Genomic DNA, 12439 nt, shown 5'->3' with positions numbered 1-12439 from the left:
CGCACGCCTTCCGCGACGCTCTCCGCTTCGGTGACACCATGACTTCGGCCGCCAACCCCCTGACCCGCCTCGTCGACGGCTTCTCCGTCTTCATCGACCTTGCCGCCGCGGCGGTGCTGGCGCTGCAGGCGCGCATCGGGCGCGTGCGCGCCCTGCGCATCGAGGAGGACGGCGCCGGCGCCTTCCGGCTGGCGGGGGCGGCCGGCGCGCCGTTTCCCCTCGGCGCGGGGCCGGCGCCCGCCGCGCTCTCCGCCGCGTTGAAGGGGCGCGACGTGGAGCTGGTGCTCGATCCCGCCCGCTTCCTGTTCCGCCCCCTCGACCTGCCGCAGGGGGCGACGGCCTTCCTCGACGGCATCGTCCGCTCGCAGATCGACCGCCTGACCCCCTGGTCCGCAGGCGAAGCCGCCTATGGCTGGACCGCCCCCGCCGCCACCGGGGACGAGCGCATCCGCGTCATGGTGGCGGCGACGGCGCGCGCGCGCCTCGCCCCCTGCCTGGATGCGCTGCGCGCGCTGGGCGTCGCCCATGTGGAGCTGTGCACCCGGGACGAGGCGGACGGCGCGCTGCTCCCCCTCCTCGCCGGGCCGGGCAAGGGCGTGCCCGCGGTCGGCCGCGTGCGGCAGGTGCTGCTGGCGGTGCTCGGCGTGGCGGCGGTGGGGGCGGGCCTCGTCAGCGTGGGCGCCAAATTCGCCGGGGCGGGCCTCGATGCCGAGCTGGAGGGGGTGAACCAGCGCATCGCCGCCCACCGCCGCGCCATCGCCGCCGCCCGCGACGGGCAGGGCGCCGACGGGGCGGGGCTGCGGCTGCTGGAGCAGCTGAAGCGCGAGCGGGCGCCCGCGGTGCTGGTGCTGGAGGCGCTGTCGCAGATGCTGCCCGATCACACCCACCTCACCGCGCTGCAGATGGCCGGCGACAAGGTGGAGCTCACCGGCGTCTCCCTGGACGCGCCCTCCCTCGTGCGCCTGCTGGAGCAGTCGCGGCGGTTCTCCGCCGCCACCTTCATCGCGCCCACCACGCGCCAGCCCGGCGACCGCGGCGAGCGGTTCCAGATCGAGGCGCGCATCACCCTGCCGTTCGAGGTTCCGCGATGATGTCCGCTCCCCGTTCCGCCCGCGCCATGACCCTGGCGGCGCTGGGCTATGGCGTGCTGGTCGCCGGCCTGTGCAGCCTCGCCGTCGGCGCGGTGACCGACCTGCTCGCCCGCCGCGCCGCTCTGGCCGAGGCGCAGGAACTGCTGGACCGCCTGGACGGGCGCAAGGCGCACTCCGGCCCGGGCAGCGAGGCGGCATCGGCGGCGCCGATGCTGGAGGGCGAGAGCGTGACGGTGGCGGGCGCCGCGCTGGTGGAGCGGGTGACCGCCGCCGTGGACCGGGCCGGCGGGCGCATCACCTCCGCGCGGGTGGACCTGGCCCCCGCGGCCTTCGGGCCGGGTTTCGTCGCGGTGGCGGTGAGCGTGGAGATCGCCCCGCCCGATCTGCAGATCCTGCTGTATGATATCGAGGCCGGCCAGCCGTTCCTGTTCGTGGACCCGCTGCTGGTGCAGGGGCAGCAGGAGGCCGGCGAAGAGGATGAGGCGCGCATGCAGGCGACGCTGACCGTATACGGCCGATGGCAGGGCGCGCGATGACGCCCGGGATGCTGCACGCGGGACGGCCCCGCGCCGACGCGGCGGCCCGGGTGCGGGCTGCGCTCCTGGCCCTCGTACTGGCCCTCGTGCTGGCCCTCTTGCCGGCCCTGTGCGCCGCGGGCGCCGCCCGGGCGGCGGATGATGCCGGCCTGCCGCCCCCGCCCCGGGTGGAGATGCGCGACGGGGCCGGGCCATCGGCACGCGGCGCGGGCGAGCTGCGCGGCAATCCCCTGTGGGCGGTGCCGGTGGAGGCGCTTTCCGAAACGCGCGAGCGCCCGCTGTTCACGCCCTCCCGCCGCGCGCCGCCCACGGTGGGCACCGCGCCGCCGCCACCGCCCGCGGCCCCCGCCCCGCCGGCGCCGCCGGCGCGTCCGCGGCTTTCGCTGATGGGCACGGTGGTGAGCCCCGCCGGGGGCTTCGGCATCTTCACCGACCCGTCCAGCAATGCGGTGGTGCGCCTGAGGGTCGGCGAGGTGCACGAGGGCTGGACGCTGCGCACGGTCAACCTGCGCTCGGTGGAATTCAGCGGCGGCGCCGGCAGCGTGGTGCTCGCCTTGCCGCCGCGCAATGCCCCGGGACCGGCCGCGGCGCCGGGGCGCGGGGCGGAGGGTCCGTTCGCGGCGGCCCGGCCGGGCGCGGCAAATGCCCCCTCGCCGCGCATCGTCACCCCGCGCCGCCCGCCGCCCTCGCCGTCGGATCTCGATTCAAGCCACTGACGCCGGCCGTGGCCGGAGGGCGCCGCCCCGCCTCGCCGGGCCCTTGCCGCCGGTGGGGCGGCTCGCGCGCTACCCCGCCCGCTTCATCACGCTGACGAAGAAGCCGTCCGTGCCGGTGCGCCGCGGCGTCATCAGCAGGCCCTCGCGGGTGACGAGGGCGGCCTCGCGCAGGGCCTGCCCCCGGCTGCCCAGCGCCAGCACCGTCTCGGCCGGTGGCACGGCATGGAAGGCCTCGCGCTTGGCGAGGAGGGCGCGGACCTGGGCGCCGTTCTCCTCGTCCAGCAGGGAGCAGGTGACATAAGCCAGCCGCCCGCCCGGCCGCACGTAGCGGGCGGCGTCCTCCAGGATCTTCGCCTGCTCGGCCACGCGCTGGGCCAGCGCGCCGGGGCGCACGCGCCATTTGGCGTCGGGATTGCGCCGCCAGGTGCCGGTGCCGGTGCAGGGGGCATCCACCAGCACCAGGTCCATGTGGCCTTCCAGGTCCGCCAGCACGTCCTCGGCGCCGCGCGGGCTGCGCACCTGCACGTTGCGCACGCCGGCGCGGGCCAGCCGCTCGTGCATGGGCTTGAGCCGGCGGATGTCGGAATCGTGGGCGTAGAGCTGGCCCTTGTTGTCCATGAGGGCGGCGAATTCCAGCGTCTTGCCCCCGGCGCCCGCGCACAGGTCCAGCACCTGCGTGCCCGGCAGGGGCTGGGCGATGATGGCGGCGAGCTGGGAGCCCTCGTCCTGGACCTCCACCTCGCCCTTCAGGAAGGCGGGCTCGGAGGTCACCGGCGGCGCCTTGCCCTCGGCGTCCAGCACGATGCGCAGGGCGAGGGGGGAGAAGCGGCCGGGGCCGGGATGGAGATGGGCGAGGGCGGCGCGCGCCGCCTCCGGGTCGCCCTTCAGCGTGTTCACCCGCAGGTCGAGGGGGGCGCGGGCGGCCAGCGCCTGGCCCTCCGCCACCGCATCCTCGCCGAAGACGTGGCGCAGGGAGGCATGCAGCCACTGGGGATAGTCGCCGCGCACGAAGGGGGGGGCGCCGGCAAGGTCCGGCGCGGCAAGGCGCGCCTGCTCGTCCGCGGTCAGGGGGGCGGGGGCGAAGCGGCCGCCGTCCGCCAGAAGCCCGATGGCGGCGGCGTCGAGGCCGCGCATGAGCACCAGCATGCCCAACACCAGCGCGCGCGGCTCCTCCGACCCCATGACATGCGCCGCCGAGGCGCGCCGCCGCAGGGTGTCGTAGATGAGGCCGGCGATGGCGGCCCGGTCGCCGGAGCCGGCGAAGCGGTGGGCGAGGCCCCAGTCCTTCAGCGCATCGGAAACCGGGCGGCGGCGCGCGGCAACGTCGGCGAGAATCTCGATGGCGGCGGAAAGGCGTGCGGCTGGCGTCATTTCGGGTCCCGGGGGGCGAGCGTGCCGGCTTCCACCTGGCTGGCGAACAGGTCCAGGGCGGCGGCGAGCTTCTCGTCGATGATGTGAAGGTATTGCGTCCAGTCCCCGAAGCCCGAAAGCTCGGCCTTGCCGTCGCTGATGCCGCGCAGCCCCAGCAGCGGCAGGCCGAAGCGGCGGGCGGCGCGCAGCACGGCGAAGCTCTCCATGTCCACCATGTCCTCGGCGATGGCGTCATAGGCCGCGCCGGAGATGATGGCCCCGCCGGTGGACAGGGACGCCTCCGGCACGCCGGCGATGCGGTGGGGCAGCTCGACGACCGCCGGCTCGTCCAGGAAGGGGGTGCGGCCCCGCTCGAAGCCGAGGGCGGAGGCGTCCATGTCGCGATAGGCGACGCGCGCCACCTGGTAGACTTCCGCATGGTCCAGCCGGCGCGATCCGGCTGAGCCGAGGGTGATGACGAGATCGGGCAGGCGGCCGCACTGGGCGAGGGTGGCGAGGGCGCGGGCGGTCTCCACCGCCGCCTCCACCGGCCCGACGCCGGTGATGAGCGGGTCGATGCGGCGCTTCAGGTGGGGCCCGTATTCCTGGCTCGTCGCCATGACGAACAGAACGGAATGGCCGCCGACGGGCAGAAGGTGGCGGGCTGGGTCGTCCATTGGGTCCGTGGTCCATGGGGCCCGGCGGCGCGAACGCCCGGGCGCAAAACGCCACTCCTCCGCTGCCGGCCGCCTCCTGTCAATCGCCCCCGCTTTGAGCCTTTGAGACCAGCGGTTCGTCCGGGCACCGGCGCAACCCCCTCTCCCGGACGAACTGCGCGGAAGCGGCGTTCGGATCGAGCAACCGAAGCCGGAAACATCCGGCTTCGGGCAGGGGAGGCACCGAAGCCGGAAACATCCGGCTTCGGGCAGGGGAGGCACCGAAGCCGGAAACATCCGGCTTCGGGCAGGGGAGGCACCGAAGCCGGAAACATCCGGCTTCGGGCGGGGGATGGCCGGGGAGGGGGAAGGGGAAGGGGAAGGGGAGGGGGCGCTTCCCCAAGGCGCGGCGGTGTCGGGCCGCAAGGTCTGCCCCCTTCCCAAAAGGTCTGCCCCCTCCCAACCCTCCCCCGCAGGCGGGAGAGGGCTGTGGGCGGTGCCGCGGTCACGCCGGGGTGGGGGAGGGCCGGGAAGGGGAAGGGGAAGGGGAAGGGGAAGGGGAAGGAGAAGGAGAAGGAGAAGGAGAAGGAGAAGGAGAAGGAGAAGGAGAAGGAGAGGGGCGCTTCCCCAAGGCGCGGCGGTGTCGGGCCGCAAGGTCTGCCCCCTTCCCAAAAGGTCTGCCCCCTCCCAAAAGGTCTGCCCCATCCCAACCCTCCCCCGCAGGCGGGAGAGGGCTTTGGGGCGGTGCCGCGTTTCCAGCCGAGGTGGGGGCAGCCACCGTGGCGTGGGGCCATTCGCCTTGCCCTTGCCGCGCTCCGCCGCGACTGTGGCTCTGTTCACGCCGGGCGGGCGCGGGCCGGACTCGTCCGGCATCAGGCGGGAGGGGCTTGCCGCCCCGCCGGTGAGCCGCTGGTGTGGATGGGAGAGCCGGACCACGCTCTCCTTCACGATGATCGGGAGGCCCCATGCCGCAGTCGATCCCTGCCGTCCCCGGCGGCGCCGCCCCTTCGCCGGGCGGCGGCGGGCGGGCGGCCCTGCCGTGCTTTTCCAGCGGGCGGGAGGCGGCGCTGGAGCTGCGCCCCGATTCTCCGGTCTATTGCTTCCGTCCGCAGGTGCTGGCGGCGGATGCCGCCGCCTTCCTTTCCGCCTTCCCCGGCAAGACCGCCTATGCGGTGAAGACCAATGGCGAGCCCATGGTCCTCGACGTGCTGGCGCGCGCGGGCATCGGCGCCTTCGACGTGGCGAGCCCGGCGGAATTCGCCGCCGCCCGCGCCGCCGCGCCCGGGGCGGAGCTGCTCTACATGCATCCGGTGAAGGCCCAGTCGGACATCCGCCTGGCGCTGGAGCGCTACGCCATCCGCACCACCGTGCTCGACCATGAGGACGAGGTGGCCAAGATCCTGCGCATCGTGCGGGCGCTCGATCTTGATCCGCAGGACCTCACCTTGTTCGTGCGCATCGCCTCGCGGGGGGAGGCGGCCTATGAATTGTCCAAGAAGTTCGGTGCGGCGCCGGGCCATGCGGCCGAGCTGCTGCAGCGCATCGACGCCCTCGGCATCCGCTGCGGCATCGCCTTCCATGTGGGCAGCCAGGTGGAGGATGCCGACACCTATTCCCGCGCCGTGGCGGTGGCAGCCGAGGTGCGCGACGCCGCCGGCGTGCCGGTGGTGGCCCTCGACGTGGGCGGCGGCTTTCCCGCCACCTATGCCCGCGACCCGCGCCGGCCCGCCCCCCTCATGCCGCCGCTGGCCGACATCATCGCCGGCCTCATGGCCGCGGTGGAGGCGAGGGGCTTCGGCGCAACGCCGCTGGTGGCGGAGCCGGGGCGCGTCATCGTCGCCCGCGCCTTCTCGGTCATCGTGCGGGTGCTGCTGAAGAAGGGGCAGCGGCTTTATATCAACGACGGGGTGTGGTCCTCTTTGTCCGATTCGTGGACCGGCAAGATCCTGCTTCCCGTGCGCCACATTCCCGATCCCGCCCGCCGCCGCCGGCCCGGCCGGGCCGGGCGCATGGAGCCCTTCCGCATCTACGGCGCCACCTGCGACAGCGTGGACGTGCTCTCCCGCCCCTTCTACCTGCCGGAGAGCGTGGACACCGGCGACTGGATCGAGATCGGCCACATCGGCGCCTATTCCCTCGCCCTGCGCACCCGCTTCAACGGATTTTACCCGGATACCTTCGTGGAGGTGGCCACCCCGTTCGAGGCCGGCGACGCCCCGGAGGGCTTCGCCGAGCCGGAGCGGCGGGGGGTGGTGGAGGCGTGAGGAGGGGCGCCGGCGGCCGGTCCGCGCGGGCGCACCGCGGCGAAGGCGGCGAAGCCGTCGAACCTCTGGAGCCGCGCCCCGCCGCGGCCCCGGCAAGGCGGCTCAGAACCAGATCTTCGCGTTCTCGCGGCCCTTGTAGAGATCGGCGACGAACGCGCCGTAGCCGTTGAAGATCAAGGTGGGCCGGCGCTCGCCGGTGGTGATGTCCTCCTCGCTCGCCTGGCTCCAGCGGGGATGGGGCACCTTGGGATTCACGTTCGCCCAGAAGCCGTATTCCGCCCCCTGGACCTCCTCCCAATAGCTGAGCGGCTGCTTGTCCGTGAAGGTGAAGCGGACGATGCCCTTGATGGATTTGAAGCCATATTTCCAAGGGGTTACCAGACGTAGGGGAGCGCCGAACTGATTCGGGGCGGGCTTGCCGTAGACCCCGGTGACGAGGAAGGCGAGCTCGTTGGTCGCCTCCTCCAGGGTGAGGCCTTCCACATACGGCCAAGGATAGCGGAAGTCCTTCTGATTGGGCGCTATTTTCGGATCGAGGAAGGTTTCCATCCGCACATATTTCGCCCCCGAGGCGGGGTTGGCCAGGGCCACCAGGTCCTTCATGGCAAAGCCGGTCCAGGGCACCGCCATGGACCACGCCTCCACGCAGCGGTGGCGGTAGAGCCGCTCTTCCAGCTGCACCTTCTTCAGCAGGTCGTCTATGCCGAGTTCCTGAGGTTTTTCAACGAGTCCGTCGATCTTCACCAGCCAGGGGCGGCGCTGGAAGCGGGTCATGGAGGGGGCAACGTTCTTGCCGTAGCTGAACTCGTAGTAATTGTTGACCACGCTGGCTTTCGCCTCCGGCGTGACCGGGCGGTCGAGGGTGTAGCGCGGGTTCTGCGCCGCCGGATAGAGGCCGGCGGAAGGGTCCGCCGCATCGCCGACCCTTTGGGCTGCGGCGGGTCCCGCCATCACCCCGCCCGCAAGCATGGCGGCGCCAGCCCCCAGCACGCCCCGCCGCGAAAGATAGACCGCCTCGGGGGTTGCCAGTGCCTCCGGAATTTCCCAGCCACGCCTGCGCCGAATATGCATCCCTCGTCCTCCGTTCGGGCGGTAAGATCCCGGCAGGGTGGGGGAGGAGCAAGTCAAACGGGCGTGTAGCCGCTCACCGGCGCGTGAGCGCCCTATTGGTGGTGCGGCACCGAAGGTTCCAGGGTGAGCGTGGCCCCGGCAATGGAGAGGCTGAGGCCACTGTCGGCGGAGATGCTGAGCGGCTGCAGCGTCACCTGCCGGGTCGCGTCCTGCGAGGCCAGCATGTTGGCGGAAAAGCCGGGACCCAGCGCGAAGCCGGTGGAAAGACCCACATACTTTCCGGCCAGCGCCCCGGGGTCCACCTGCGCCGAGGTGGCGAGGACCGCCCAGAGCATGCTGCCCTGGTCCGAGATGCCGAAATCGAGCCCCACGCGGTCGAGCGTGCCGGCGTAATAATGGTTGGTGCCCAGGGAGGGGCGGAACTCGCACCGCACCTTCCGGCTGGAGCCGAAACCGTAGCCGGTGGCGAACTCGCCCCGGCATTCCAGCAGGCCGGCCGAAACCTGCGGCATGTCAGATGTGCCGGCCGCATGAGCAACGCCCGCAAGCGCTGCTCCCGCCGCCAGGATCGGAAGAAAACGGTGCATGTCTGCGCCCCCAGAAGGCCGCGCACCCCGCGGCACGCACCCTTGCACGCGAACCACCGGACCCGCGCCCGTCGCGAGGGTTGCGCCCGCATCCGCCTCAATGCAAGCGCAAGCTGCCGGAAAACCGGGGCAGGCGCTTCAGTTCGGCAGCAGAACCAGCGTGAGGTCGGCGACGCCGACCGCCACGTCGGCGCCGATCATCCCCTCCAGGGAGACGGTCTGCAGGGCGATCTGGTTGTTGGAGCCGCCGAGCAGGACATTGGTGCCGCCGCCGATGGTCCAGGCGGCATCCGCCGAGACGCCCACATAGGTGCCGGCGATGTCGCTCGGCACCGGATTCGCCGTGGGGGCGAACACCGCCCAGGCGAGGGTGTCGGCGGCGAGGACGCCGATGTCGATACCAAAGCGGGCAATGGTGCCTTTGTAGCGCGACTTCACCACATAAGGCTGCACGCTGGTGTTGCGGAACTCGCACATCATCTCGCGCATGGAGCCGAGCACGAAGCCCACGGACGGGGCAACCTTGCACACCAGCATGCCCGACTGGACCTTGGCGGCGGACTGGGCCGCCGCCGGGCTGGCGGCACCGGCGAGCACGGACATGGCAAGTGCGGCGATGGCGACGGGCGAAGCGCGCATGGAGGGTCCCCAGGTTAGGTCCCCCGAGACCTACTTCGCGGTCCGGGCGGAAGCAACAGGGGGGTGGGCCGTGCCCCGGCGGGGATGGGCGCCGATGCTGCGCGGCGCCCCGGAAATGCTTGCGCCCCCGGCGATGCGGGGGCGCGGCAGAATTGGCTGGACCCGATGGCCTGCCGTGACGGAAGCGGCCCTTCGGGCCGGCTCCCGCGCGGGCACGCCGACCGAATCAGCGCAGCGTCAGGCCGGAAACGCCGAGGGCGAGATTGAGGCCGGTCTGGCCCTGCACGGAGAGGGGCTGCAGCGCGAAGGTGTTCTGCGAGCCGCCCACCAGCACGTTGGCGCCGAGGCCCACGCCGATGGAAGCATTGCTGGAAGCACCCACATAGGTGCCACGCAGAGCGCCCTTGGCCACGCTCGCGGACGGCGCGAACACGGCCCACACCAGCTCGCCGGCGCCGCTGAAGCCGATGTCGAGGCCGACGCGGGTGACGGTGCCCTGGTAGGACCCGCCCTTGACGCCGCGAGCGGACGGACGGAAGGCGCAGCTCATCTCGCGCACGGAGCCGATGACGAAGCTGATGTTCGGCGCGAGGTTGCAGACCAGCGTGCCGACCTGAACGCGCGACTGCGCGGAAGCGGGCAGCGAACCGGCGGCGAGCAGGGCAACGGCCGCAAGACCGGCCTTGAGAAGAGTCTTCATGATGTCGTTCCTCCTGTAGGAAGCGGGCGGGTTTATCCCTGCACCCGACGACTGCGAAGCCTTAGCCCAGACTTCACCGCTGCGCCAACGCTTCAAAGGGGTACAAGTTCCTTTTTTCGAAGGACTGTGCCCGTTTCAGCTCAGGGAGCCGCAGAAGCGCTGAATGCGCCGGCAGGCTTCCTCAAGATCCGAGGTGGCCGTGGCATAGGAAATGCGGAATGCCGGGCCGAGGCCGAAGGCGGAACCATGCACCACGGCAACGCCTTCCGCCTCCAGCAGCTGAGTGGCGAAGTCCTCGTCGGTCTCGATCTTCACGCCCGAGGCCGTGGTCTTGCCGATGGTGCCGGCGCAGGACGGGAACACATAGAAGGCGCCTTCGGGCTTCGGGCAGGTGAGGCCGTTCGCCTGGTTGAGCATGGACACCACGAGGTCCCGCCGCTCCTTGAACACCGCATTGTTGCGGGCAATGAAGTCCTGCGGTCCGTCGAGGGCTTCCAGCGCCGCCCACTGGGCGATGGAGGAGGGGTTGGAGGTGGACTGCGACTGCAGGGTCCCCATGGCCTTGATGAGGGCCTCCGGACCGGCCGCGTAGCCGATGCGCCAGCCGGTCATGCAATAGGTCTTCGACACGCCGTTCATGGTGAGGGTGCGGTCGTAGAGGGCAGGCTCCACCTGCGCCGGGGTGACGAACTTGAAGTCGTCATAGACGAGGTGTTCGTACATGTCGTCGGTGAGGACCCACACATGGGGATGCTTCACCAGCACATCGGTGAGCGCCTTCAGTTCGTCGAAGGTATAGGCCGCGCCCGAAGGGTTGGAGGGCGAGTTGAAGATAAGCCACTTGGTCTTCGGCGTGATCGCCGCTTCCAGCACCTCGGGGCGGAGCTTGAAATTGTCCTCGATGCGGGTCATCGCCGGCACGGGCTTGCCGCCGCAGAATTCGACGATATCGGGATAGCTCACCCAGTAGGGCGCGGGGATGATCACCTCGTCGCCGGCATCCACCGTGGCCACCAGCGCATTGAACAGCACCTGCTTGCCGCCGGTGCCCACGGACACCTGCGAGGGCTTGTAGTCGAGGCCGTTGTCGCGCTTGAACTTGCGGCAGATGGCGGCCTTCAGCTCGGGAATGCCGTCCACGGCGGTATACTTGGTTTCGCCGCGGCGGATGGCGGCAATGGCGGCTTCCTTGATGTTCTCCGGCGTGTCGAAGTCCGGCTCGCCGGCCGACAGCGCGATGATGTCCCGCCCCGCCGCCTTCAGCTCCCGCGCCTTGTTGGAAATGGCGATGGTCTGGGAGGGCTTGATGCGCTTCAATGCGGACGAGATGAGGCTCATGGCCTTGGGGCTCCGGACGTGCCCTGCCGCACGGACATGCCGGCGGAGCAGGGCCTTACAGGGTTGGACGCGAAGACGGGCGGGACACGGCCGGCAAGGTGCCGGCGCGCGCGGACACTAGTTCAGCCTCCCCCGGCGGACAAGCAAGGATCGTGAATGCGCCGGCACGCCCGCGTGATGAATGCGCCGGGCCCGTGCCGCCCCGGCCGCCCCTTGCGCAGGGGGGTGCCGGCAGCCACATGCGGGGCGTGTCCGCGGCGGCGCATCCGGCCGGCGGAAGGAAGGGGGGCCGGTGCTGACGCTCTATTCCACGCAATCCTCGGGCAATTCCTACAAGGTGCGGCTGATGCTGGCGAAGCTCGCCCGCCCGTTCCGCCTGATGGAGGTGGACATCTTCGCCGGCGAGAACCGCACGCCGGAATTCCTCGCCCTGAACCCGGAAGGCCGGGTGCCGCTTCTGGACATCGGCGGGCGCATGCTGGCGGAATCCAACGCCATCCTCTTCTATCTGGCCGAGGGCACCCGCTTCCTTCCCGCCGATCCCTTCGCCCGGGCGGAGACCCTGCGCTGGATGTTCTTCGAGCAGAACAGCCACGAGCCGGGCATCGCCACGGCCCGCTTCTGGCTGCGGCAGGTGCGCGGCGGCCGAGACCTGCGCACCCATGACGTGGACCGGTGGCAGGAGGAAGGCTATGGCGCGCTCAGGGTGATGGAACGCCACCTGGAAGGCCGGCGCTTCTTCGTGGGGGAGGTGCCGACCATCGCCGACGTCGCGCTCTATGCCCACACCCATGTGGCGGAGGAGGGGGATTTCTCCCTCGCCGCATTCCCCGCGGTGCGCAGCTGGCTGGCGCGGGTGGCCGCAGAGCCCGGCCATGTGGACATGGAATGGCGGCCGTCTGTCGCGGCGGCATAGCGGGGATGGATCGCGCTTCTGTGAGGAGTGGCCATCTTGTTGCCATGATATGCAGGGGCGAGGTCGCGGTCGTGCCACGATTCCTTTCCACCCTCGTTTGTGCCGGCGCAACTGATTCGAAGTCGTCGGCACAGGTGTGATGCGTTCCACTGAAGCGAGATCATCATGTCCGGACGCGTTGACATGGAAGCAGGGCATTTTTCCTTCGGGCGGCAGGTTCGCGCGGAGGCGGGCATTTCGTCGGCTGATCCCGAGATGCTGGCCCGCGCCGTGCGGGACCACAAGCTCGGGGATGCGATCGCCCAGGCGGGGCTCACCCTTGCCCTCATGCTGGCCATCGGCGCCGTGGCCTTCGTGCTGAGCGCGGAACATGCGGCCGCCGCCAGCCAGATCATCGTGGACGGTGTGATCGACCATTCCGCCGTGGCCGCGGCGGTGGCATTTGCGGGAACCGCATTCCTGCTCGCCCGCCGCGCCGTGCTGCGCCTCGCGCGGGTGCGTGCCGGGCAGCGGTCGCGCCGCTGAGCGCGCATGCCGATGGGGCCATCAGCCGGGTTTCCCCGGCCCCTGCAGGC

Annotated in this window: 13 protein-coding genes; 6 read left to right on the top strand and 7 right to left on the bottom strand. The window is 71.4% G+C overall.

Annotated features, from left to right (window positions below; all coding sequences use genetic code 11):
- Positions 1-38 precede the first annotated feature (38 nt).
- From ACI7BZ_RS20565 to ACI7BZ_RS20555, 3 genes are read left to right on the top strand one after another with little or no spacing between them, the layout of a single operon-like run.
- Complete coding sequence (locus ACI7BZ_RS20565; RefSeq protein WP_414118987.1) at positions 39-1091, top strand: PilN domain-containing protein; 1053 nt, start codon at positions 39-41, stop codon at positions 1089-1091.
- Entirely contained in the window at positions 1088-1627 is a 540-nt protein-coding gene (gene gspM / locus ACI7BZ_RS20560; RefSeq protein ID WP_414118986.1) for a type II secretion system protein GspM, read from the top strand. Before ACI7BZ_RS20565 ends, gspM begins: the two co-directional genes overlap by 4 nt.
- Positions 1624-2343, top strand: coding sequence for a hypothetical protein (locus ACI7BZ_RS20555; RefSeq protein WP_414118985.1), 720 nt, complete (start codon positions 1624-1626; stop codon positions 2341-2343). The genes gspM and ACI7BZ_RS20555 overlap by 4 nt, the downstream gene beginning before the upstream one ends.
- Positions 2344-2412: 69 nt before the next feature.
- Here the strand turns inward: ACI7BZ_RS20555 and ACI7BZ_RS20550 are convergent, their stop codons facing one another.
- Both ACI7BZ_RS20550 and ACI7BZ_RS20545 read right to left on the bottom strand, forming a co-directional pair.
- Positions 2413-3714: an RsmB/NOP family class I SAM-dependent RNA methyltransferase gene (locus ACI7BZ_RS20550; RefSeq protein WP_414118984.1), complete on the bottom strand. Its 1302-nt coding sequence runs from the start codon at positions 3712-3714 to the stop codon at positions 2413-2415.
- The gene (locus tag ACI7BZ_RS20545; RefSeq protein WP_414118983.1) at positions 3711-4370 is read right to left on the bottom strand and encodes a 5'-methylthioadenosine/S-adenosylhomocysteine nucleosidase; all 660 of its coding nucleotides are present in this window, start codon (positions 4368-4370) and stop codon (positions 3711-3713) included. The genes ACI7BZ_RS20550 and ACI7BZ_RS20545 overlap by 4 nt, the downstream gene beginning before the upstream one ends.
- A gap of 1013 nt (positions 4371-5383) precedes the next feature.
- Here ACI7BZ_RS20545 and ACI7BZ_RS20540 point away from each other — a divergent pair.
- Entirely contained in the window at positions 5384-6613 is a 1230-nt protein-coding gene (locus ACI7BZ_RS20540; RefSeq protein WP_414119227.1) for a type III PLP-dependent enzyme domain-containing protein, read from the top strand.
- Between the two features lie 102 nt (positions 6614-6715).
- On the opposite strand, the gene msrP is transcribed toward ACI7BZ_RS20540, so the two are convergent.
- The 5 genes from msrP to ACI7BZ_RS20515 form a co-directional block, all read right to left on the bottom strand.
- Entirely contained in the window at positions 6716-7684 is a 969-nt protein-coding gene (msrP, locus tag ACI7BZ_RS20535) for a protein-methionine-sulfoxide reductase catalytic subunit MsrP (protein ID WP_414118982.1), read from the bottom strand.
- A gap of 92 nt (positions 7685-7776) precedes the next feature.
- Positions 7777-8271: a DUF992 domain-containing protein gene (locus ACI7BZ_RS20530; RefSeq protein WP_414118981.1), complete on the bottom strand. Its 495-nt coding sequence runs from the start codon at positions 8269-8271 to the stop codon at positions 7777-7779.
- 138 nt (positions 8272-8409) lie between these two features.
- Positions 8410-8910, bottom strand: coding sequence for a DUF992 domain-containing protein (locus tag ACI7BZ_RS20525; protein WP_414118980.1), 501 nt, complete (start codon positions 8908-8910; stop codon positions 8410-8412).
- 226 nt (positions 8911-9136) lie between these two features.
- Positions 9137-9610 (bottom strand): DUF992 domain-containing protein, encoded by a 474-nt coding sequence (locus ACI7BZ_RS20520; protein ID WP_414118979.1) that lies wholly within the window; start codon positions 9608-9610, stop codon positions 9137-9139.
- A 135-nt stretch (positions 9611-9745) separates the two neighbouring features.
- Positions 9746-10948, bottom strand: coding sequence for a pyridoxal phosphate-dependent aminotransferase (locus tag ACI7BZ_RS20515; protein ID WP_414118978.1), 1203 nt, complete (start codon positions 10946-10948; stop codon positions 9746-9748).
- A 292-nt stretch (positions 10949-11240) separates the two neighbouring features.
- Here ACI7BZ_RS20515 and ACI7BZ_RS20510 point away from each other — a divergent pair, with 292 nt between their 5' ends.
- On the top strand, positions 11241-11864 hold the full coding sequence (locus ACI7BZ_RS20510; RefSeq protein WP_414118977.1) for a glutathione S-transferase family protein: 624 nt from the start codon (positions 11241-11243) through the stop codon (positions 11862-11864).
- A gap of 165 nt (positions 11865-12029) precedes the next feature.
- Positions 12030-12389 carry a hypothetical protein gene (locus tag ACI7BZ_RS20505; RefSeq protein WP_414118976.1) on the top strand — a complete coding sequence of 120 codons (360 nt, stop codon included), beginning with the start codon at positions 12030-12032 and terminating at the stop codon, positions 12387-12389.
- The last annotated feature ends 50 nt before the right edge of the window (positions 12390-12439 follow it).

The organism is Xanthobacter sp. AM11 (assembly GCF_047444035.1).
GTDB lineage: Bacteria > Pseudomonadota > Alphaproteobacteria > Rhizobiales > Xanthobacteraceae > Xanthobacter.
Note: the sequence above shows the minus strand (reverse complement) of the source record. Positions and strands in the feature narration are given on the sequence as shown.